This is a genomic window from Maritimibacter dapengensis (genome assembly GCF_019218265.1).
Taxonomy (GTDB): domain Bacteria; phylum Pseudomonadota; class Alphaproteobacteria; order Rhodobacterales; family Rhodobacteraceae; genus Maritimibacter; species Maritimibacter dapengensis.
This window is the reverse complement of record NZ_JAHUZE010000002.1, coordinates 291203-312986: the sequence shown is the minus strand read 5'-3', so window position 1 is coordinate 312986 and position 21784 is coordinate 291203. Positions and strand designations below refer to the sequence as shown.

Annotated in this window: 16 protein-coding genes and 1 tRNA gene; 7 read left to right on the top strand and 10 right to left on the bottom strand. The window is 58.6% G+C overall.

Annotated features, from left to right (window positions below):
• Window positions 1-45: 45 nt before the first annotated feature.
• Window positions 46-753 (top strand): c-type cytochrome, encoded by a 708-nt coding sequence (locus KJP28_RS07805; protein ID WP_336245333.1) that lies wholly within the window; start codon window positions 46-48, stop codon window positions 751-753.
• Here KJP28_RS07805 and KJP28_RS07800 read toward each other — a convergent pair.
• Both KJP28_RS07800 and KJP28_RS07795 read right to left on the bottom strand, forming a co-directional pair.
• Window positions 750-953 (bottom strand): hypothetical protein, encoded by a 204-nt coding sequence (locus KJP28_RS07800; protein WP_218392003.1) that lies wholly within the window; start codon window positions 951-953, stop codon window positions 750-752. The genes KJP28_RS07805 and KJP28_RS07800 overlap by 4 nt on opposite strands.
• 131 nt (window positions 954-1084) lie before the next feature.
• Entirely contained in the window at window positions 1085-3340 is a 2256-nt protein-coding gene (locus tag KJP28_RS07795; protein WP_218392002.1) for an adenosylcobalamin-dependent ribonucleoside-diphosphate reductase, read from the bottom strand.
• A 143-nt stretch (window positions 3341-3483) separates the two neighbouring features.
• On the opposite strand from KJP28_RS07795, the gene KJP28_RS07790 reads away from it, so the two are divergent.
• Window positions 3484-3912: a DUF1489 family protein gene (locus KJP28_RS07790; protein ID WP_418887922.1), complete on the top strand. Its 429-nt coding sequence runs from the start codon at window positions 3484-3486 to the stop codon at window positions 3910-3912.
• Between the two features lie 50 nt (window positions 3913-3962).
• On the opposite strand, the gene KJP28_RS07785 is transcribed toward KJP28_RS07790, so the two are convergent.
• Genes KJP28_RS07785 through paaG form a run of 4 tightly spaced genes read right to left on the bottom strand, consistent with a single transcriptional unit; the run spans window position 3963 to window position 7085 of the window.
• A complete protein-coding gene (locus KJP28_RS07785; RefSeq protein ID WP_218392000.1) occupies window positions 3963-4559 on the bottom strand; it encodes a TetR/AcrR family transcriptional regulator in 597 nt (198 codons plus the stop codon).
• Window positions 4559-5869: a phenylacetate--CoA ligase PaaK gene (paaK, locus tag KJP28_RS07780; RefSeq protein WP_218391999.1), complete on the bottom strand. Its 1311-nt coding sequence runs from the start codon at window positions 5867-5869 to the stop codon at window positions 4559-4561. The genes KJP28_RS07785 and paaK overlap by 1 nt, the downstream gene beginning before the upstream one ends.
• Window positions 5866-6300 (bottom strand): hydroxyphenylacetyl-CoA thioesterase PaaI, encoded by a 435-nt coding sequence (gene paaI, locus KJP28_RS07775; protein ID WP_218391998.1) that lies wholly within the window; start codon window positions 6298-6300, stop codon window positions 5866-5868. The genes paaK and paaI overlap by 4 nt, the downstream gene beginning before the upstream one ends.
• Complete coding sequence (paaG, locus tag KJP28_RS07770) at window positions 6297-7085, bottom strand: 2-(1,2-epoxy-1,2-dihydrophenyl)acetyl-CoA isomerase PaaG (RefSeq protein ID WP_218391997.1); 789 nt, start codon at window positions 7083-7085, stop codon at window positions 6297-6299. The genes paaI and paaG overlap by 4 nt, the downstream gene beginning before the upstream one ends.
• A 100-nt stretch (window positions 7086-7185) precedes the next feature.
• Between paaG and paaZ the strand changes: the two genes are divergently transcribed.
• Both paaZ and KJP28_RS07760 read left to right on the top strand, forming a co-directional pair.
• The gene (paaZ, locus tag KJP28_RS07765) at window positions 7186-9213 is read left to right on the top strand and encodes a phenylacetic acid degradation bifunctional protein PaaZ (protein WP_218391996.1); all 2028 of its coding nucleotides are present in this window, start codon (window positions 7186-7188) and stop codon (window positions 9211-9213) included.
• Between the two features lie 32 nt (window positions 9214-9245).
• Window positions 9246-10022, top strand: a complete 777-nt coding sequence (locus KJP28_RS07760; protein ID WP_218391995.1) for a PaaX family transcriptional regulator C-terminal domain-containing protein — start codon at window positions 9246-9248, stop codon at window positions 10020-10022.
• 136 nt (window positions 10023-10158) lie between these two features.
• Here KJP28_RS07760 and tmk read toward each other — a convergent pair whose 3' ends face one another.
• Genes tmk through KJP28_RS07745 form a run of 3 tightly spaced genes read right to left on the bottom strand, consistent with a single transcriptional unit; the run spans window position 10159 to window position 13058 of the window.
• Window positions 10159-10785, bottom strand: a complete 627-nt coding sequence (gene tmk / locus KJP28_RS07755; RefSeq protein ID WP_218391994.1) for a dTMP kinase — start codon at window positions 10783-10785, stop codon at window positions 10159-10161.
• 5 nt (window positions 10786-10790) lie between these two features.
• Window positions 10791-12014 (bottom strand): D-alanyl-D-alanine carboxypeptidase family protein, encoded by a 1224-nt coding sequence (locus KJP28_RS07750; RefSeq protein ID WP_218391993.1) that lies wholly within the window; start codon window positions 12012-12014, stop codon window positions 10791-10793.
• A 30-nt stretch (window positions 12015-12044) separates the two neighbouring features.
• Entirely contained in the window at window positions 12045-13058 is a 1014-nt protein-coding gene (locus KJP28_RS07745) for an SPOR domain-containing protein (protein ID WP_255552271.1), read from the bottom strand.
• A 77-nt stretch (window positions 13059-13135) separates the two neighbouring features.
• Here KJP28_RS07745 and KJP28_RS07740 point away from each other — a divergent pair.
• A tRNA-Ser gene (locus KJP28_RS07740) sits at window positions 13136-13225 on the top strand.
• A 437-nt stretch (window positions 13226-13662) separates the two neighbouring features.
• On the opposite strand, the gene KJP28_RS07735 is transcribed toward KJP28_RS07740, so the two are convergent.
• Window positions 13663-15003 carry an MBL fold metallo-hydrolase gene (locus tag KJP28_RS07735; protein WP_218391992.1) on the bottom strand — a complete coding sequence of 447 codons (1341 nt, stop codon included), beginning with the start codon at window positions 15001-15003 and terminating at the stop codon, window positions 13663-13665.
• A 351-nt stretch (window positions 15004-15354) separates the two neighbouring features.
• Here KJP28_RS07735 and KJP28_RS07730 point away from each other — a divergent pair, with 351 nt between their 5' ends.
• Together KJP28_RS07730 and KJP28_RS07725 are read left to right on the top strand one after the other, a co-directional pair.
• Entirely contained in the window at window positions 15355-19755 is a 4401-nt protein-coding gene (locus tag KJP28_RS07730; RefSeq protein WP_218391991.1) for an HTH domain-containing protein, read from the top strand.
• Entirely contained in the window at window positions 19748-21667 is a 1920-nt protein-coding gene (locus KJP28_RS07725; RefSeq protein WP_218391990.1) for a hypothetical protein, read from the top strand. The genes KJP28_RS07730 and KJP28_RS07725 overlap by 8 nt, the downstream gene beginning before the upstream one ends.
• The last annotated feature ends 117 nt before the right edge of the window (window positions 21668-21784 follow it).

Sequence of the window (21784 nt, the reverse complement as noted above, 5' to 3'; positions counted from 1 at the left end):
CGCATAAAACCGACATTACAGCCGAAAGTATTGGAGAGCAGATTGGTGTTTCGCTTCACCGTTCCCTTTGGAATCCTTCTGGCCGGGTCCGCTGCTCACACGGGTGCGGCTCAGACCCTCGACCGGCTGCTCACGGACCCTGACGAAATCGCCGCCCAATGCGGCGGCCAGGCTTCGGCGGGCGAACCGTTGTTTCAGGAGAACTGCGCGGCCTGCCATAGTCTGACGGTCGAGGGCGACCAATCGAAGGGGCCGCACCTTGCCGGGCTGTACGGGCGTGCGGCGGGCGGTGTTGCCGATTACGATTATGTCTCGGACCTGCCCGGGCGCGATGTGACCTGGGAGGGCGATACGCTTCGCCCCTTCCTGTCAGGTGAGACAGGGATCGAGGGGCACCCCGTAATCGAGCCGGAACAGGTGCGGCGCGATCTATTGACTTACGTGCGAATACACACTCGGCCCGCGCCCCCTGCCCCCGAAGAGGTCGAGGTGCCGGCGGACGTACTCGCCATGTCCGGGGACGCGGAATACGGCGCATACCTCGCAGGCGATTGCGTGAGTTGTCACAACGCGGCGGCCGAAGCGACGGGGATGGAGACGATCTACGGACGTGGTGTCGAGACGTTCCTGACGCTCATGTACCAATACAAGGCGCGCGCCATAGGGACCGAAACGATGCAGCTTTATGCGACGAGCCTTGGCGATGATGAAATGGCCGCCCTTGCGGCCTATTTCGAGGGTGCCGACAGCTAGGCGCGACGCGCCACCGGAGCTTGTTCGGGCGCATCCTCTTCCCCCGCGCGCATGATCGGCACGATTTCCGCTACCGCCGCCTCCAGCGCGTTTGCCACCGCTGCTTCGGTCTTGGGAAGGCGATTCTCGTTCGAGAACGCACGCAGGTCATCAAGCGCGGCCAGAACCCATTCGCTGTCATACGGCCTGTCATCTTTCATCTGTCGGTTTCCTCACTCCTGAAATGCGACAAGCATCTACCGCGTCAGGTGGACGCAGGCACATGACATAAATCAAGACATTCGACGAAAAATACTGCTAATTCAGTAAGTTATAGATCGGTCACAAACTGTTAACCACACTTGGAATGGCCACAGGACGAACAGGTCATGCAGCCTTCCAGCATCTGCATCGTGTATTGTCCGCAGCTTGGACAGGCCGGACCCGGGCGTTGGCCGAGGTTGACGACTTCTGCTGTCGGATCGGATTTCAGCCCCATGCCCTCGCCCGCGATGAAGCCCGTGGCGATCATGTGCTTTTCAATGACGCCGCCAATGGCCGCGAGGATGGATGGCACGTATTTGCCCTGCATCCACGCTCCGCCGCGTGGGTCGAACACGGCCTTTAGCTCTTCGACCACGAAGGACACGTCGCCGCCGCGCCGGAACACAGCCGAAATCATCCGGGTGAGCGCAACGGTCCAGGCGAAATGCTCCATGTTCTTCGAATTGATGAACACCTCGAAGGGCCGCCGGTGCCCGCCCACGATCAGGTCATTGATCGTGATGTAAATCGCGTGCTCGCTGTCGGGCCACTTGAGCTTGTAGGTCGAACCATCCAATTCCTGCGGGCGGTCGAGTGGTTCCGAGATGTAGACGACATCCCCCTGCCCGCGATCCACCTCCGCGACCTTTTCGCTGTCTTCCGACACGGACAGAACCGAGCCTGTGACGTCATTGGGGCGATAGGTGGTGCAGCCTTTGCAGCCCGACTCGTAGGCCTGCATGTAGACGTCCTTGAACGCCTCGAAGGAGATGTCCTCGGGGCAGTTGATCGTCTTGGAGATCGAGCTATCCACCCATTTCTGCGCCGCGGCCTGCATCTTCACATGGTCGGCGGGGGCCAATGTCTGGGCATTCACGAAGTAGTCGGGCAGCTCGCGGTCGCCGAACTTGTCACGCCACATCTGGACGGCGTAATCGACCACCTCTTCCTCGGTGCGCGTGCCGTCTTTTTGCAGGACCTTGCGGGTGTAGGCATAGGCAAAGACCGGCTCGATACCGGACGAGACGTTGCCCGCATAAAGGCTGATCGTCCCGGTCGGCGCGATCGAGGTCAGGAGCGCGTTGCGGATGCCATGTTCACGGATCGCGTCGCGCACGTCTTCGTCCATCGCCTGCATCGCACCGGAAGCGAGGAAGGCATCGGCATCGAAAAGCGGGAAGGCGCCCTTTTCCTTCGCGAGGTCGACCGAGGCGAGATAGGCGTCGCGGGCGATCTGTTTCATCCAGGCTTCGGTCTGGGCCGCAGCCTCATCGGACCCGTAGCGCAGCCCAAGCATCAGAAGCGCATCGGCAAGACCGGTGACGCCCAGCCCGATCCGCCGCTTGGCGCGCGCTTCCTGGGCCTGTGCCTCGAGCGGGAATTTCGACGCGTCGACCACGTTGTCCATCATGCGCACGGCGGTGGCGACAAGCTCGGACAGCGCGTCGGCATTCAATGCGGCCGCATCCTCGAACGGGTCGGTGACGAGACGGGCAAGGTTTATGGACCCGAGCAGGCAGGCACCATAGGGCGGCAGGGGCTGTTCGCCGCAGGGGTTGGTCGCCGCGATGGTTTCGCAATAGGCGAGGTTGTTGGCCTGATTGATCCGGTCGATGAAAATCACGCCCGGCTCGGCGTAATCATAGGTCGCCTGCATGATCTTGTTCCACAGATCGCGCGCGGGCAGCGTGTGATAGACCTTGTCCCCGAAGGCAAGATCCCACGGCCCGTCGGCCTTGACCGCCTCCATGAAGGCATCCGTCACGAGCACGGACATATTGAACATGCGCAGACGGGCCGCGTCGGACTTGGCGGTGATGAAATCCTCGATGTCCGGGTGGTCGCAGCGCATGGTCGCCATCATCGCGCCGCGGCGCGACCCGGCGGACATGATCGTACGGCACATGGCATCCCAGACGTCCATGAAGCTGAGCGGCCCGGAGGCATCCGCTGCCACGCCCAGAACGTCCGCCCCACGCGGGCGGATGGTCGAGAAATCGTAGCCGATTCCCCCGCCCTGCTGCATGGTCAGCGCCGCCTCTTTGAGCATGTCGAAAATGCCGCCCATGCTGTCAGGGATCGTGCCCATGACGAAGCAGTTGAACAGCGTCACGTTGCGAGCCGTGCCAGCCCCGGCCGTGATCCGGCCAGCAGGAAGGAATTTGAAATCCTCCAGCGCCTCGAAGAACCGGGATTCCTGATCCGGTTCGCTTTCTGCCAAAGACCGGGCGATCCGGCGCCACGTATCCTCGACCGACTTGTCCAGCGGCGCGCCTTCGGCCTCTTTCAGCCGGTATTTCATATCCCAGATCTGTTCTGCGATCGGAGCGGCGAAACGGGTCATGGCACGTCCTTTTGAACGTCGAGGGGGCGGACCCCCGGTTGAATCAGCGGCGGGAGACGATCAATATAGCCTGAACATCTATGCGAGTCACGCAGGGGACCCCAAAATATGGGGGGCGTGACATAAGAATTGGGGAAGCTGTCTTGACCCATGTGAACCTTGTGAAACTCTGCGTCGGCGCGGAAAAGGTCGAAGATCTGGCCGCTTGGCAGAAGGCCCGCGCCGGGGGTGCTGCGCATTACGAGCCGCGCCATGTCACCCGGATGTGGCCAAAGCGGGAAGCGGAGTTGCTGGCCGGCGGGTCGCTTTACTGGGTGTTCAAAGGCGTGATCCTTGCGCGACAAAAGCTGGTGCGGCTGGACGAGGTGATCGGCGAAGACGGCATCCGCAGATGCGGTCTGATTCTGGAGAGCCAGATCGTCCGCACCTCTCCGGCCCCAAGGCGCCCGTTTCAGGGCTGGCGCTACCTGGAGCCGAAGGATGCCCCGCGCGATCTGCCCAAAAGTCGTGAAAATGAAAGCGAACTCCCTGCGCATATCGAAGAACGGCTTTCGGAGATCGGAATTCTGTAAGTCGAAGCATGACGGGTGATGGCCCAACGGGCCGGAGCATTCCGTTCGCGCTAAAGACCCTTCACACCACCCAAGGTCATTTCGGCCACCAGTGAGGCGTAATCCTCGCGGGCCGCGCGGCCTGCGCCGGGGTTCCACATGTAATACCAGTTGAGCATCCCGAACAGCGCCATGGTCGCTTGCCGAAGCCGACCGGGATCGTCCGCGAAGGCGTTCGGCGCGGCATGGGCGATGATGTCCGAGACGAATTCGACGATCTGCCGCTGATAGCCCTTGAGCACCTTCTGCTCCTCCGGCGGCAGCAGGTCGACCCCGTTCATCTGCACCCGGTGCTCGTCATCCGCGCCCTCGTAGGCGAGCATGACCTCCATGACCACCTGGCGCAGGGCATCCTCCGGCGTCGCGCCCGCCAGATCGAGGCCGGTCACCCGGTCCGAGAGTTCCGACAGGTAGCGGTCGAGCACGTCGAACAGGATCGCATCCTTCGACGTGTAGTAGTGATAGATGTTCGCCTTCGATATTCCGCATTCCGCCGCGAGCCGCGTCATCGACGCCCGGTCATACCCGTCGGTCGCGAAAACCCGCGCCGCCGAGGTCAGGATGGCGGCGCGTTTCTCGTCGTGGTCCCGTGCGATCGAGCGCGCCATCAGCCGTCGCCCCGCTTGTCGACCACGCGTTGAGCCTTGCCTTCCGACCGCGCCACGTCGCCGGGTTCGCCCACGATGATCTCGGTCGAGATGCCGACCACGTCCTTGATCCGCTTGGTCAGCATCCGGGCCGATGCGTTCTTCGAGGCTTCGTCGGCGGCGTCCGGCATGGCTTCCACCAGCACACGCATTCCGTCCATGCGGCCCGATTTGTACAGTTCGATCTGGAAATGCGCAGCGAGCCCGCCGGTCGCCAGCACCTGTTCCTCGATCTGGGTCGGAAACACGTTCACGCCGCGCAGGATGATCATGTCGTCCGAGCGCCCGGTGATCTTTTCCATCCGCCGCATCGAGCGCGCCGTGCCGGGCATGAGCCGCGTCAGGTCGCGGGTGCGGTAGCGGATCATCGGCAGACCTTCCTTGGTCAGCGTGGTGAACACCAGTTCGCCAAGCTCGCCATCCGGCAACACCTCGCCGGTTTGGGGGTCGATGATCTCGGGCAGGAAGTGGTCTTCCCAGATCACCGGCCCGTCCTTGGTCTCGATGCATTCGTTAGCGACGCCCGGCCCCATGATCTCGGACAGGCCGTAGATGTCGACGGCGTGCATGTCGAAGGCGTCCTCCACCTCCTTGCGCATCGAATCCGTCCAGGGTTCGGCCCCGAAAATGCCCACCTGAAGCGAGCTTTCGCGGGGGTCCAGCCCGGCCTTGTGGAATTGCTCGAGGATGTTGAGCATGTAGGACGGCGTGACCATGATCGTCGTCGGCTTGAAATCGGTGATGAGCGTCACCTGCCGTTCCGTCATGCCGCCCGACACGGGCACAACCGTCGCGCCCAGCCGTTCGGCGCCGTAATGCGCGCCCAAGCCCCCGGTGAAGAGGCCGTAACCATAGGCCACGTGCACGATGTCACCGGGTCGGGTTCCGCTGGCGCGCATCGACCGCGCGACGAGATCGGCCCAGTTGGAGATATCGTTCTCGGTATAGCCCACGACAGTCGGCTTACCGGTCGTGCCGGAGGACGCATGGATGCGCCGGATCTGTTCACGCGGCACGGCGAAGAGGCCGAAGGGATAATTGTCGCGCAGGTCTGTCTTGTAGGTGAACGGAAATTTACTGAGGTCGGACAGTGATTGCAGATCGTCCGGGTGCACGCCGGCCTCGTCGAACCGCTGCTTGTACATCGGCACGTTGTCATAGGCATGACGCACCGACCACTTGAGCCGGTCGAGTTGCAGAGCCCGAATTTCGTCGATCGAGGCGATCTCGATCGGGTCGAGCGTCGCGCGGTCGGGGGTCAGGTCTTTCATGTGTCCTCCTCCTCGAAGAGCGTGCCGGGAATGGCGCGGGAATGACCGCGCATTTCGGCGATGCGGGTGCCGTCCTGGTTTTCTACTACGATGTCGTAGATGCCTGAGCGCCCCTTGCGATACACCTCCCGTGCCGTGGCAGTGAGCAGGTCGCCCTCTTTCCCCGGCGCGAGAAAGCTGATGTTGTTGTGCTGCGCGACCGTGTTCTGGTTGCGGCTGTTGCAGGCAAACGCAAAGGCACTGTCGGCGAGCGAGAAGATCACCCCGCCGTGGCAGATCGCGTGGCCGTTGCAATGGTGTGGCTGGACGGTCAGCGTCATGACCGCGCGACCTTCGTCCACGTCGCCCAGTGCCATGCCGAACCATTTCGAGGCGTCGTCGTTGCCCCACATTGCCTCTGCCGACCGTTCGGCGCGCGCCTTGGGGGTCATTGCGGCTTCTCCCCGGTGAAGCTTGGCTTCCGCTTGTCGAGAAAAGCACCGACGCCCTCGGCATAATCCGGCGACTTTCCGCATTGGAACATCAACTCGGCTTCAAGCTCGAGCTGTTCATCCATCGCGTTCGTGTGAGCCGCATGGATCGCCTTCTTGGTCTGGGCGTAGCCATAGGTCGTTCCCGTCGCGAAGGCCGCGACCTGCGCGCGCGCCACCTCCATCAGTTCCGCATCGGGCACACATTTCCAGATCAGCCCCCAGTCGGCGGCCTGTTCGGCCATGAGTGGCTCGCCAGTGAGCGCCAGCCCCTTGGCACGCGCGGGCCCGAGCAGCGTGGTGAGCGAGAACGAGCCGCCTGTGTCCGGCACCAGCCCGATATTGGCGAAGCTCTGGATGAACTTCGCCTTGTCCGAGGCGAAGACCATGTCGCAAGCGAGCGCGAGGCTCGAGCCCGCCCCTGCCGCGACGCCGTTCACCGCGCAGACCACCGGCATCTCCAGCGCCCTGATCTGGCGCACGAGCGGCGCCCAGAGGTTGCGAACGGTTTTGCCAAGGTCGATGTCGTCCAACTTGCGCGGGTCACGGTCGCCAAGATCCTGTCCGGCGCAGAACCCCCGGCCCGAGCCGGTCAAGAGAACCGCCCGCGCATCAGCCGCCGCCGCGTCTAGAGCCGCTCGCAACGCGAGGTGCATTTCTTCGGTGAAGGAATTGAGCCTGTCCGGGCGATTGAGGGCGATTTCCACCCAGCCATCGTGCTTCGTCACGAGAATCGTGTCGCTCATATCGTCCTCCCTGTTTCGCTTACTGTTGCTTAAACCGACCGGACGGTCAATAATGTTTGCGAAACGGATCACGCGCCGATTCCGGCGTGAGGGAGGATTTATGAGCATCATCGACGTCTCCAGCTTCGTCGCTGGCAACTGGATCACGCCGGGCGCGAACGCCCGCCCCATAGCTTCTGCGGTGACCGGCGAAGTAATCGCGCAGGCGGGCGGCACCCTCGACTATCAGGACATGCTGGATCATGCGCGAAACGTTGGTGGCCCGGCGTTGCGCAAGATGGGGTTCCACGACCGCGCCAAAATGCTCAAAGCGCTGGCGCTGCACCTCTCCGAGCATAAGCAGGCGCTGTATGATCTGTCGTTCGACACCGGCGCGACCCAGTCCGACCATGCGTTCGACATCGACGGGGGCATTGGCACGCTGTTCGTTTTCGCCTCGAAGGGCCGCAAGGAAATGCCGGACGGCCACGTGCTCGTCGATGGCGATGTGGAGCAATTCGGCAAGACAGGCGTCTTTCTCGGCCAGCACGTCTTCACGCCCCTGCGCGGGGTCGCGGTCCATATCAACGCCTACAACTTCCCGGTCTGGGGGATGCTCGAGAAACTCGCGCCTACATTGCTCGCGGGTGTTCCGGCGATCGTGAAACCGGCCACCGCGACCTCCTATGTCACCGAACTTTGCGTGCGCCTTATGGTCGAGAGCGGTCTCTTGCCCGAAGGTGCGGTGCAGCTCATCGCGGGGGGGACCGGCGATCTTCTGGACCGGCTCACCTGTCAGGATGTGGTGAGCTTCACGGGCTCCGCCGACACTGCACTTAAGCTGCGTTCGAACCCCAATATCCTCGCCAATGCCACGCGTTTCACCGCCGAAGCCGACAGTCTGAACGCGTCGATCCTGGGGCCAGACGTGACGCCCGATGCCCCTGAATTCGATCTGTTCATCAAGGAAGTCACGCGCGAGATGACTACCAAGGCGGGACAGAAATGCACCGCCATCCGCCGCATCCTCGCCCCTGAAGCGCGGGTGGCGGACGTGATCGAAGCGCTCGAAGCGCGACTTGCCAAGACCGTAATCGGCGATCCGGCGGCGAAAGACACACGCATGGGCGCGCTCGTGTCGACCGACCAGCGCGCCGATGTGCTCGACCGTGTGGCGACGCTTGCCACCGAAGCCGAGCGCGTCATCGGTGACCCGGAGAATTTCGAGGTTCATGGTGCTGACAGGGAAAAAGGCGCGTTCCTGCCGCCGATGCTGTTTCACTGTGCCGACCCGGATGCGGCGACCAAAGTGCACGAGACCGAAGCGTTCGGCCCGGTTTCGACCATCATGCCCTACCGCGACACGGATCATGCCGTCGCACTCGCCAACCGGGGGCAAGGTTCGCTCGCTCTCTCGCTCATTACTCATGACGCGGGGGTGGCCCGCGAGGTCGTCCTCGGGTCCGGCGCTTATCATGGCCGGGTCTATATCAACGACCGCGTTTCGATGTCGGAAAGCACGGGCCACGGCGCGCCGATGCCGCATCTGATCCACGGCGGCCCGGGGCGCGCGGGCGGCGGCGAAGAAATGGGCGGCATCCGGGGCGTGAAGCATTTCATGCAGCGCACCGCGGTGCAGGGTTCGCCCGATATGATTCAGTCGATCATCGGCCAGTACGTACCCGGTGCGACCCCGAAAGAGGCCCCCGCGCATCCTTTCACCCGGTCTTTCACCGCACTTGAGATCGGCGAGACGATCACCACCGCGCCACGGGAAGTCACGCTGGAAGACATCGAGCATTTCGCTCATTTCACCGGCGACACCTTCTATGCCCACATGGACGCGGACGCCGCGAAGCGGAACCCGTTCTTCCCGGATCGCGTGGCGCATGGCTACCTGCTCCTGAGCTTCGCAGCGGGGCTGTTCGTGGAGCCGAACGAAGGCCCGGTGCTCGCCAATACCGGGCTCGACGGACTTCGCTTCATGAAGCCGGTGGTGGCGGGAACCAAGATCCACGTCGTCCTGACGGTAAAGAAAAAGACCCGACGCACGGGCGAGTATGGCGAAGTGCGCTGGGCCGTCACGATCCTGGACGGCGAGGATGAGAAGGTCGCTGAATACGAGCTTCTGACCATGAACGCCTATTGAGGGTTCCGCGCGGCGCGGCGTATCCTCCCCCCATGGATGCCCCCGCCCGCGACCCGTCTTTGCAAAGCCTCTTCGACTTCGCCCCGATCAAGGTGTGGTCGATGGTCGTCACAATCATGGGCGACCTGTGCCGCACGCCCGAGGATAGGATCGGCGGTCAGGTGCTGGGGCGCATCATGGAAGAGATGGGGGTCACCAACCAGGCGCTGCGCACCGCATTGCACCGGCTGAAACGCGACGGCTGGGTCGAAGCCCTGCGTGAGGGGCGCGGATCCACCTATGCGCTGACCCCGACCGGGCGGGAGCGCACAGAAAGCGTTCGGCCCGTGCTCTACGCGACGGGCCGCCCTGCCCCGGCCCCGGTCTTTCTGATCGTCGGCAATCCGTCGGGGCCGGCCAAGAGCTTCGAGGACATGCTGGACGAGGCCGCAGTTCTCATCGCTCCCCGCATCGCGCTCAGCACCGATCCGAGCGCGCCGCCCGACGCGCTGGTGCAGACGCTCGACGCTGCCAGTTTTCCCGACTGGATACGGGCGGAAGTCGCGCCCCCCGACCTCGCGCAGGAATACGCGCTTTTGACCGCACGCCTCGGCGCGATCCAAATCGCCCCGGACACCCCGCTGGACGCATTGGTCACCCGGCTCCTCGCCTTGCATCACTGGCGGCGGCTGCGCCTGCGTCACGGCGACCTGCCCGACCTGATGCTCGGAGACTGGCCCGGAGACACGGCGCGGAACGAGATCGCCCGCCTACTCGCGCTTCTTCCACGGCCCGCGCGCGGCGACTTGGCCAAACTCGCCGACGCCTGATCTTCATCGTTTCAAAAATACTTTGGGGGTCGTGGCTTGGCCTTGCCAAGACACGTTCGGGGGCAACGCCCCCGGCAGACGGATCCTGCGCGCGGGCCATGCCCGCGCACCGCCTGCCACGTCGAATTTCCTGGGTTCAACTTGCCGCAATCCGCGCTGTTGCGTGGTCGAAGACATCCGCCGCCACCGCGTCGGCCGTGCGGTCGCCGTCGATCACGATGCAGCGGTCGGGATGGGCCTTGGCGAGGTCGAGAAAACCGGCGCGCATCTGTTCCTGCAGTTCGGTACCGAAATCCTCGAACCGCTCCTCGGCGGTCTGGCGACCCTTGGCGCGCGCGTGGCCTTTGGCCGGGTCCATGTCGATGATGAAGGTCAGGTCAGGTTCGCGCCCGATCATCAACGCGTGGAGGTCGTCGACGATCTTGCGCAGACCGGGTCCGCGCAGGCCCTGATACATCCGGGTCGAATCTGCGAACCTGTCGCAGACGACGATCTGGTCTGCGGCGAGTGCCGGGTCGATCAACCGCTCCAGATGATCGCGGCGCGCGGCGGTGAAGAGCAGGATCTCGGTCTCGGCGGACCAGCGGTCGGGGTCGCCTTCGAGCACGAGCGCGCGGATTTCCTCGGCACCGGGCGAGCCGCCCGGCTCTCGCGTGGCGACCACCTGGTGACCCGCGCCACGCAGGGCGTCTGCCAGCATCCGCGCTTGTGTCGACTTGCCGGAGCCGTCGATCCCCTCGAACGTAATGAAAAGCCTGCTCATCTGCCTCAGTTGACCGCCTGCGGTGCGGCCTCGGGGTCAGCATCCGCTGTTCCTTCACCGATCCCGGCCAGGTCACGCGCCATGGTGAAGACTTTTCCCGCTGCGACCGAAAACTTCGGCAGAAACCCCGCTTCGCCAACGGCGCGAGCCGCCACCAGCGGCACATGGGTATCGTCCATGCCCTCGCGCATGATCGTGAAGGTCGCCAGCTCCTGCCCCGCAGCGACCGGCGCCGCGACGGGTCCGGTCCAGTTCACGACGCCACGAACGCCGTCATGCGATGCCACAGGCATGAGCAATTCGACGTCTTTTGCCGGGGTCAACGCAACAGTTTCGGCGCTGCCCAGAAAGACCGGGATTTCCGTGACCACGACGCCTGCCTTCAGGGGTGTGCGCAATGCGAATTGGCGGAACGACCAGTTGACGATCGAAGACGCTTCGGATTTGCGGTCCGCTTCGCTGTTCAAGCCGGAAATCACGAATACGACGCGGCGTCCGCCCTGCTGGGCCGAACCGACGAGCCCGTAACCGGCCTCGGTGGTGTGGCCGGTCTTGAGCCCATCCGCGCCAAGACCCAGGGACAAGAGCGGATTCCGGTTGAAACGGTTGTCCGGAGCACGCCCGTCGAACGGAAACTCGGTCATACCGAAATAATGGTAATATTGCGGGAAATGCTCGATCAGCCGCTCCGCGAGGATTCCGAGATCCTCCATGCTCATCCGCTGATCGGGATGGGGCCAGCCGGACGAGTTGGCAAACGTAGAATTTTCCATGCCCAGGGCGCGCGCGCGATCCGTCATGGCCAGTGCAAAGGCCTCTTCACTGTTCCCGTTGGGGCCGCCCAAACCTTCGGCGACCACCACGCAGGCATCGTTGCCCGACAGCACGATGATGCCCTTGATGAGTTCTTCCACTGTGGGCTGGTCCGCCGTGGTCAGGAACATGGTCGATCCACCCATGTCCATCGCTCTCTGGCTCACGTTGAACCGGGTGTCGAGCTGCACGCGCCCCGCTTCCAGCGCTTCGAAAAGCATGTTCAGGGTCATCAACTTGGACATCGACGCGGGCGGGAGCGGCACCTCCGCGTTCTTTTCCAACAACACGGTATCCGTCGTCAGATCCTTGATATACGCCGAGCGCGCCTGCGTCTCGAACGCGACCGCAGGAAGCGCGATCAATGCGGCGCTCAGCGCAAGAATAATACGGGAAAAGACGTGGCAGCGTCGCATCCTCAACTCCTCATTCGATCGTGGTCGCGATCAGTTCGTCACGAAATAGGCGTCGGTGAAGCCGAGGTCCTTGATCTTCTTCAGAAGCTGGGCCCGCTCGCTGCTCGACCCGGACGGACCGACGATCACGCGCCAGAAATCCTTGCCGTTCATCTTACCCGGTTTGATCGTGGGAACCATCCCGGCCTGCCTCATGCTCTCGGAGGTGTTATCCGCGTTCTGCTGGACCGAAAAGATGCCGATCTGAATGAAAGGCTTGGCGAGCGAAGAAGCGCTTGCCTTGGTCACTTGCGGCGCGTCACCCATCGTTGCGGCGATGTCCGAAATGGAGGTCGTCGAACCGGCCTTTGCGGAGGGTGCCTCCGCCTTGTCTATCGCGGCGGACGCCGTGGCGATCGGATCGAGCGCGGTCGCTTCAACGGCGGGCGCACTGGCGATCTGCTCGGCGGCGATGTCCGCGTCGTCGGCCTCGGCGGGTGCGTCGTCGCCCCCCACCTTGACCTCTTCGCTGCGCAGGGCCGTCACGTTCAGATCTGCGGGTTGGCCGGCCAGCATTTCAAGAGACTGCGCGGCATCCGACGAAACCTGGAAGGCCGGGCCGGGCTGCTGTCGCTCGGGGCGGTAAAGCACGCCGACGACGAATTTCGCGTTGGTCGTGTTGCGGATGATCACGCGCTCCGGGTCCGTTGCATCCGGGTGTGCGACCCAGACACCACCGAGCGATGGTCGCCCGTCCCACAGCCCCTTGTCTGCGACCTGGAACACCTCCGGCGCTTCCACGTCCCGCTCGATCGTCTTGGATGTCGAGGCGTTCGAGGTAGAGGCCCGCGTCACCTCCGTCTTCGACTGAAGGAATTCCGGCATCTGGCCGTCTTCGCACCCGGCCAACGCCAAGGTCGCGATAAAACCCACTATCAGCCCGCGTGATGTCAGGATGTTCATCTGCTCTTGCCCCTGATTGCGACCCCGTTCGGCGCCGCTGCCCGCATGGTGGTGCGTTTTTTGCACCTGTTTTGAAGCACTGTAACCGTTCGAAACGCTCATGAAAAGCCTCACGCGCCATCTAAGCGGTCAGTTGCGCTTTCCGAATCACACAATCAGAGCTATCCGGCTCCCGACCCGGAGGAGTGGCAGAGTGGTCGAATGCACCGGTCTTGAAAACCGGCGTGCGTGAAAGCGTACCGTGGGTTCGAATCCCACCTCCTCCGCCACAATGGCAAAATGGCGTTAATGTTCTGATTTTAAATGTTTTTTTGTGAACCCGCAAACATCAACCACACACATGAACCACACATGTCAACCACACATTTTGCTTCTTGCCTTGACGCCGAGCTCCAGCTCTTTCGAGACGACTTTTCATACTTGCGCCTACAACCGTCGCTCAAGAACGTATGCTGAACGAGCTCTTGCCACACAAAGACGCTTTGAGAGATCGCAAGCGACGCATTCTCGCCAATAGGCAAGGTAGAGCAATCACCCCGAGACTTTCGGCCCGCAGTAGAGCCAATTTGGGCGGGAAGCGAAAATTCGCTGCGTATCGCATGAATGAATAGGATGCGCAGAAAGCGGGCATTTTCGTACAAAGGCGTTCCTGCTAAATCCGTGCCCTGTGCCGAGTGCGGAACCCACAATAGAAAAATCTATTTGCTCACGGGTTCCTATTAGCCAAGCAACTGACAGAAATGGTCTCCTCCACCTCCGAATCCGAGTTGCTAGTTACAACCGAAAGGAAGCGACCCATTGATGCCACGCATTGCATCACCTTGCTCCCTGGATGCTTCCACTTGGAATAAGCGTCGGCAGCCGCGATATGAACGAATGCGTCGATTTTCGCTACTAATTCTGGATTGTGATTATGGTCCGATCCATGGTGCGGAACGGTCAGAGTACCGGTGTTCTCCATATGGCTACCGTAGTGCTTTGCAAAAGCCGCGGCACGAATCTTGGCTCTTAGTGCGGCATCGCCCGTGGCGAGCCAACCGATTTCTCGGCGCATTGACGGTCCAAGAAAATAGGAGCCGAGACGGGCTAGATACAATCCTTGTGTTGAGCCCTCGTTAGTCTTGGGCCCCGAGTAAAGACATAGCGAGGTCAGATTGAAATCGTCCGCGACAGCTTCATATGCTGCCGTAAGGTCAGGCACTCCGTTTAGCAGAAGGTCTTCGATATTCGCTGTGTCCCCAAGCCAAGACTTCAAATCCGATACGGGCATTCCGCGAGCCAAGGCTAGCTCACTTAGGAAAAGGTCTTTTTTCGACTGGATGGTCGGATCAATGAATGGAGACAAGACCCACTCAAAGCAGCCCTCCCCACCGGCAGTCGCAATTGCCAGAGTGTCGTCAACCTCGAAAACATTTGTCACCGCCTTAGTCCCATCAGCCTCGATAAACGGCTGCTCGTGCTCGTATCCTGTACCACGACCGATCAGTTTCCAATAAATACCCCCAGCGCGTTCGCCTCCCCACAAGCGAGGAATGTCCGATGGCCCGTCTGGATCATCGTCATCTTCCCCCCTTGAGCCCGGAGCGCCGCCATCTGATGATCCACGTCTGACAAAGACAAGCTGTCGCGGCCCCAATCGTCCCAGCGCATTCGCGGGATTCGCGACAAGTTCACGGAAGAACGGATCGTTGATCGTGGCTGGGTCTTCGTTGGCAGCTTGGGCATACGCAAAAAGACGGTCTACGACGTTGATGAGTGGCATCACGATCGTATCGACCTTTAATCCGTTCGTTTTGTTCAACAGACGTTCGAGACCACTGATGTGGTCGAAGTGGATATGGGAAATGAACAGCACGTCCAGTTCGGCATTCGCGCCAACGGCCGTTAGATACTCGTCTATACGGGCATTGCGCTGCGTCTCATATTTTTTCATCGCTCCGCAATCATAGACGTACCGGAACTTACGACCATCCTCAGCCTCCAATTCTGCCGTATGGAAAAAGCCCTGGCCGACGGCGCGCTGTTGGCGGCGGATGATGAGTTTCATTATTGTGTCCTTGGAGAGTAACCGCAAATGTGATGCTGTACCCGATGCATCCCACACAGCTTTCATTCAAGCCTTGAAATTTGCGGCACGTTGTCACGATTGACGGCTTTGGCAGAGTTGCACCTTGGCGGCTTTTCCAATGAATGGCCTCTTCGGGCCGAAAGCGGACTTGGTGCGAAAGGGCGGGAAGCGGAAGTTCGCTGCGCTAGTCGAAAAGGTCCGCTACAAAGACGCGTTGTCAAGACCAAACCTGTGCTCGAATCCCAAGACGTCCTTCGTCTTGGGCCTAAGGTGCCCTGAAATTCAACTGCGATTTGCATCACGCCACCATCCGTTTAGTCTCCGATTGTCATGGTTAAGTTCATTGAAGAAGATCAAGTGCTGGAGGAGATCAGTGGGGTGTCTGAGATCGAAGACATCGACGCTGGTACATATCGTTCGCCGCTAAACGAACTGTCAGACAGTGAGTTTGAGCTTCTTCTGTGGAGTGTATTCCGCGCTCAGAGTCCAAAACCAGATTACTACGACAGCACCATACTCATGATTGCGGGGGCAGATCGGGGTAGAGATGTTTGGCTAACAAGAGGCGAAGACGCAGCAGGACTGGTTCAGTGCAAACGCCTCCGTTCCCCCATGAGCGCGCCAGCCGCACTCAGAGAAGTAATGAAGTTTATCCTATTCTCTGAACTCGATCCTGACCTGCTGAATGGAAGCCGTTGCTTCAAGTATACGCTAGCCGTATCTTCGGACCCCGCCTCAACTACCGTGGAACTGTTTTCAAGCCCTAAGAAGTGGCTTAAGAAGAACAATGACAAGCTTGAAGGTTACCTCGAAGAGGTCATAGGCGAGTACAAGTCTTTCAAGGACTTCAAGGCATCAGACGTCTTGGACAAGGTCACGGCGCGACTTAACCAGTTCGATTACGAACTGTTGCGACCGGCGGACATTGACGAACTTCTTCACGATTTACCTCAAGTAAGGGAGCGATTCTTCAGGGTCCGCTTGGTCATCAGCGAAGATGCATTCGATGATTTATTCGACCGTAAAGTCGCTGAACACTCCTTAGGACAAGCGCTCAGTGGCAAAGCACTAGAGTTACTGGACGATACTGTTTCTGCCGAGGTGGACGAGTTAAGGAAGGCTCGATTCTTCTCAGGAGTAGAAACAAAGAGATCTTCGCAATTGATTGTTAAGAAGTTACTCCGCGGAGAGTATAGACAGGCATCAAATCAAGTTCGTATTAATGCTTTGGGGAAATGCGCACGATGGCTTGCGCGGTTGGGGGATAAAACTTCTGCACAAGAGGCGCTAGCTGTAGTTGAGCAACTCGGGACATCAGAAGATGCAGAAATAGCCAAAGCTGTTCTCAGAGAAAAAAGTGACTGGGCTGGTGTTCTCGACGAACTCGGTCCACTGGAAACTCCAGCTCGCCGCACGGCCGCAATGCAGGCAGTTTTGAATGAAAGCAACGCAGAACGAACGCTCGAATGGTTTGGCCAAGCCGGATTCGAAGCTGATCAATTGGATACTGACGGTAAAGCCATCCTGATGAGTTGTCTTATCGAATGCGGACAATGGACAGAAGCCAAGAATTGCGCCTACTCGCTAAAGGACGAGGACTTCGAAAGTACGCCGATACTGAATTATCTAGGCGGAATTGCCAGACTACTAAGCGTAGTGCCTGAAGATCTAAGAGGAACAATCTCCGAGCATCTCCCATTGGAACCAGCTCACTTTCCGCTTGCCGACGATCCACAGTCAATCCAGGAGAGAAAGCTAGCTAGTCGGCTCTTTCGGAAAGCTGAAGCCTCCGCCTCAGAGTATAAATCGGGCTCTTCCCATGTTTACGGTAGCTTCGCCCTTTGGCTAGAGCTGCGCGATCTTGAGAACCGGCCAGAGGCAGAAAAGAGACTTGCGAGCGCATTGAGCGACAATAACGCAGCCATCCACTATATTCCGCTTGGAATTTCCTTTGACCTGAACATCGACGACTCCAAACTGGAAGAGGTATTGGTGCGTGAAGAGGCAAGGTATCCTAAAGGAAAACCAGAGATATCAATCGCGAGGTTCGTCGTCGCGATATCAAAAGAAGATGCCCAAGTCGCTCTCAATTACTTTGAACGAAACAAAGAGAGCATTCAACGGTTTATAACCTCCGACAGCACTCTAGATTTTGAAGTTCGGACCAATGCACACGTCGGCAATTTCGCTGTCGCACGTGAGCTACTAGAGCAACACTCCGGCACCCTTAATTCTGCCATTAGGCAAAAGCTTGAACAACTTGTCGATCGAGGCGAAGCGGGCATTGGCATCCCCGATTTGGAGGAAGCATATCACGAAGAGCCCAGCACATCCAACTTGGCAAACTTGGTTCAAGCCTTGGCGAGACAGGGTATCTCAGCGCGCTATTGTGAGCTAGCTCGCACACTGGTTTCGAGAACAAAGTCTAGAGCCGAAGCTGAACGTGTCGTCCAGTTCATGATGGACAGTGGCAATTATGGCGAGACTCAAGGGGTCTTAAATGAAGTCCCGAGTCTGGCTCGCTCTTCCCCCGTTTTGAAAGCTGCATTGGCGTGGCTTGACTTCCGCAATGGTGCTTTCGGCGCTGCCCTAGAAGCCGTTTCGGAGTTGAGAGAGATCCGAAGCGAGCAGTCAGACCGAAACCTTCATCAGCACGTACTTGTAGCTTCAGGACTTTGGGAAGAATTGTTAGCATATCTAGAAGGCGAATGGATCCACCGGAACGAGCGTTCGGCAATGGAACTGCTAGCGATCGCGGAACTGTCTGCGGCAGCGGGTAGCCCACGCCTTGAGGGATTTCTGAAAGCCGCGGCATGTTCCGGTGAAGAGGACCCGAACGTCCTTTTGGGCTGCTATGCAACGGCAATGGAAACCGGGCTGGAAGGAATTTCTGACGCATTTGATTGGTTTGAGAAGGCCGCAGCTTTATCGGGCGAAGACGGACCAATCCAGAAGAAATCACTTTCCGAAATCGTTAAAGAACAACCGGCATGGAACGATCATGTGTCGTCGGTGTGGGAACGTTTCCGCAAGGCAGAGATGCCGCTTTCGCTAATTGCTTCCGAATTGCGGAGGTCATCTCTGGAAATGCAAGTTTCAGCGATAGTCGCAAACGCCAAACAAATTGACCCGAGAAAACGCGCGGTTGTATCGGCATACAGTGGAGTACGCCAGTCACCTCAAGACGCACCATCGAAGATCGGCATCGAAAGCACTGCGTTGATAAGTCTCGCATTTCTTGATTTGCTTGAGGATGTTTTGGATCTCTTTGATGAGGTTCATATACCCCATTCGACACTAGAATGGTTGTTTAATGAGCGTAGGAAGCTTGGCTTCCATCAACCAAGTCGTACAAAGGCCGCTAGAGAATTACTAACAGCTGTAGCGTCGGGTAAGGTTTCGGAGTTTCGTCCAGCCGTGTCTCCGGATGCGGATCTATCTACGAACGTTGACCTCGAGTTGGCAGAAATGCTCACATCCGCCAGTGCGAAAGATGGCGAGGGTCAAACCATAGTGGTCCGCAGTGCACCGGTTCATCGCGCCGGTTCGTTGATGGATGAAAACGTCGATCTCGGCGAGTTTAAGGACACGCTCTGTAGTTGCCAAACACTGGTAGACAAGCTCGTTGATTTAGGAGTGTTGGTCGAACATGACGAGCAAACTGCTCGTGTTTTCCTAGAAAGGACCGAGCAGCGGTGGCCAGACGAACCAAAGATCGAGGATGGGGCTCGTTTGCTGTTGGACGACTTGTCTGTGACGTACTTGCAGACGACGAACTTGCTAAGATTTCTCTCAGATGCCGGGTTCTCTGTTTTTGTGCCCAAGAGCTCGTTGAGTGAGGCCAGAGCGCTTGTTGAACTAGATGAACGAGCCGACGATTTCTCGAGGATCATCGAAGGAGTTCGGGCACCACTTTCGCAAGGAATCGCAACCGGAAAAGTGAAGGTCGACAAGGTTTTCGGTGACGATGAGCTGAAGAAGCACCCGAATGTCTCCGCTCTACAACTTGCTGAAAAAGTGGATGCTGTTGTTAGCGACGACAGGTACCTGAACCAGTTTGAGCGCATTGACGGAAGCGACGGCCATACTCAGATCCTGACCTCCTTGGACGTTCTATATTCTCTCAAACAACGTGGGGCAATCTCCCAAGCGCAACTAGTGCAATGCCGTACTTCATTGCGGAGGGCGGGTTACATCCTGATTCCCACAGATTCCGCTGAGTTGATCGAGCTCTTGAGCAAAGCGATCGTTCGGGACGGGAAAGTTGTCGAGACGGCCGACCTAAAAGCCTTCAGGGAAAACCTACTTGTTGCCCAAATGCGTGGGTGGCTAGTTCTACGTAAAGAGAACAATTGGTTTGAAGGACTAAGGAGTGCGCTCATTTCTGCGGTAATCGCTCAGTGGCAACCTAAGGTTCCAGACGAAACATCACGAGCGTTCTCTCGCTGGCTGCTCAACTTGCTCGATATCAGAAATTGGGCAGGGTCGATAACCGAAAACGACGGGTCAGGGCTTGCGCAATTTGGCTGGGCTATAGTCTGCAATAGTATGGCGCTTCGCTATTCCGAAATAGCTGGAAGTGATGCCGCCGAAAGGTTTGGAAATTGGTTAGAGGAAGAAGTGTTCGAACCACTACGTAGAGAAGACCCGACCATTCATGAGTGGCTAAAGAACAGCCTCAGGAACATGATTGGTTCTTACGTGGATGACGGTGGGTTTAGTGATGGTTGAGAAAGCGTTGCCACCTCTCAATTCATCACAGGAAAAGTCGATCGCATTGGGGCTTCTGCCCTTCTTCTTGCGCCGAGAGCTAGTTGAAGACCGCGACTTTAGAAATCAGATTGGCCTAGATGCTGAAGAGCAAATTGTTTTTGGAAAAGAGACAACCTTTGCTCGCCTTGAGTTCTTCGAGTTTGCAAAAAAGGCTCTAGCGAAGCAGTCGCCGCAGATTGAGATTAAGGATAAATCCAAGAAAACTTGGATTGTCAGTCGCGAGCAGCGCGAACGCGAACGGCCCCTGCTGAAAATCACTAGTGATACCGGTACATTCATTTTTTCAGAGTTCTTTGGGCTTCTTCCAGATCGACAGGAACGCCTGCGGGAATTTGACGAAGTTCTGAATGAAAACGGTTTTCCGGTAAACTCGATGCAAGAATGGCGTGATAAACTAGACGAGCGCCCGCTGACTGAGAAAGAAATCGAGGAACTGTCAGAGAAGATTACCCTTGCACCGTTGCCATTCAGTAGAGCACTGCGACAGAGCGCAAATAAAGCAGAGGTTCGTGCAGAGGATTTGGTCCCAAGTGAGCTCGCGTATTTTGAGTATCTGATTGGTGAGGGTGGGAGCGAGTCTTTTCAGATCTTTTCGGAAGAGGTTTTACCTGCTTTGATGGCTGGTTTGCTTTCATGCGATGGGGCACGAGAAGCCCATGTTGCGCTCCTGTTGTGTACCCATCCTTTAGTTTCGGCGCAAATTGCTGACTCTGGTTTGGAAGTGGAGCAGTTTCTATCCTTGGCATTGTGGGCCCGCGACTACGGTGACCTTTTCTCAAAGGTGGGAGTTGTAGAAGCCTCGCTATCCATTTCGTCCAAATCCCCGCAGCTTGAAGGAGCGTTGGTGGATATTGTTCGCCAAATCGTTTCTCTAGACCCCACAGACAATTCGAGCCAACTGCATCTTTTGACAGCAATGATTGTTCTCGTCGAAAGCGAAGTCTGCAGAAACCAAACACTTCATCATTTGAAACCATTTCAAAGGCGCATCGCGACTTTTGCACACGCATCTCTTCTAGCGCGGGAAGCTGCAGACAGAGTGGATGTAGAAAGTTTTTGCAATTGGGCTATGCACGCTCACACGCAAGCCTTTCTTTTTCGCAATCTCCTTGACCTGCGGGAAGAGCCACGCTGGCGTCCCGAGGACGTACATCCAATCCATCTCAAACAGGAACTGCTTGGCCGACTTTTCAATGTAGCTGAGCTCTACAGAGAGAGCATCCCAGAAGGTCCATTGCGCGATATCCTTGCGACACGAGACCCCTCGAGTGAGTTGAACAAAGCTCGATCGGTCAGAAGCTTTTTTCCCGGCCCGATCGAGGGCGCCGAATCCTCCCCTCGCAACAATATTCCGCAGGAAATTGAGGCTGAATTAGACCAAGTTTTGTCGCTTGGTAAGCTCACCTCGGAAAGCGTAGCGTTGCTCAGTTATGCGACAGGTCTTTTTAATGTGGATGCCGACAAGGCGGACCGTGCTGTTGAGGTCATACGAAAAAGCAATTTTCGCTTTGCTGATCAGTTGACCACTGCCCAGCGTATGGGCCTCATTCAAGAGCTAGCGGCAGCCGCAGGGCGGCTGAGGAACGCCGACCTTGCAAGTAGCGTTCGCGCAATAGCAAGGGTATACCGTGAGGAGTCTGGCTCTTGGTACCCAGACGAGCTGTTGGTCGCATTCGTATCTGCGGGTGCCTTTACTGCGACTGAGACGTGGATGGATTTCATTGGAGGATGGGTCAATGAGCTCTGCCTGCAAGTAAGCAAGGAGGATGCGCCCACCCTAGAAGGGCAGCTAAGCCTAGTATGCTCGATAGAGCCAGTACTTCGCCGCCACTTGGGGCAGGGGTTGGCTGCTTTGAAATCAATCCAATGACATGGCTTCTAGCAGCTATTGCCCAACCCAGGGCTAAACGCGTTGCTTGCTTTGCTGTCGAATAGCGTGCCTCAACTGATGAAGCATGTGAATGTTGGCTCTGGGCCGAGAGCAGCA

Excerpts from the sequence above, each read along its gene's own strand:
- KJP28_RS07800 (WP_218392003.1), bottom strand. The coding sequence starts at position 953 with ATGAAAGATGACAGGCCGTATGACAGCGAATGGGTTCTGGCCGCGCTT.
- KJP28_RS07795 (WP_218392002.1), bottom strand. The coding sequence starts at position 3,340 with ATGACCCGTTTCGCCGCTCCGATCGCAGAACAGATCTGGGATATGAAA.
- KJP28_RS07785 (WP_218392000.1), bottom strand. The coding sequence starts at position 4,559 with ATGGCGCGCTCGATCGCACGGGACCACGACGAGAAACGCGCCGCCATC.
- paaK (WP_218391999.1), bottom strand. The coding sequence starts at position 5,869 with ATGAAAGACCTGACCCCCGACCGCGCGACGCTCGACCCGATCGAGATC.
- paaI (WP_218391998.1), bottom strand. The coding sequence starts at position 6,300 with ATGACCCCCAAGGCGCGCGCCGAACGGTCGGCAGAGGCAATGTGGGGC.
- paaG (WP_218391997.1), bottom strand. The coding sequence starts at position 7,085 with ATGAGCGACACGATTCTCGTGACGAAGCACGATGGCTGGGTGGAAATC.
- paaZ (WP_218391996.1), top strand. The coding sequence starts at position 7,186 with ATGAGCATCATCGACGTCTCCAGCTTCGTCGCTGGCAACTGGATCACG.
- KJP28_RS07760 (WP_218391995.1), top strand. The coding sequence starts at position 9,246 with ATGGATGCCCCCGCCCGCGACCCGTCTTTGCAAAGCCTCTTCGACTTC.
- tmk (WP_218391994.1), bottom strand. The coding sequence starts at position 10,785 with ATGAGCAGGCTTTTCATTACGTTCGAGGGGATCGACGGCTCCGGCAAG.
- KJP28_RS07750 (WP_218391993.1), bottom strand. The coding sequence starts at position 12,014 with ATGCGACGCTGCCACGTCTTTTCCCGTATTATTCTTGCGCTGAGCGCC.
- KJP28_RS07745 (WP_255552271.1), bottom strand. The coding sequence starts at position 13,058 with ATGAGCGTTTCGAACGGTTACAGTGCTTCAAAACAGGTGCAAAAAACG.
- KJP28_RS07735 (WP_218391992.1), bottom strand. The coding sequence starts at position 15,003 with ATGAAACTCATCATCCGCCGCCAACAGCGCGCCGTCGGCCAGGGCTTT.
- KJP28_RS07730 (WP_218391991.1), top strand. The coding sequence starts at position 15,355 with ATGGTTAAGTTCATTGAAGAAGATCAAGTGCTGGAGGAGATCAGTGGG.
- KJP28_RS07725 (WP_218391990.1), top strand. The coding sequence starts at position 19,748 with ATGGTTGAGAAAGCGTTGCCACCTCTCAATTCATCACAGGAAAAGTCG.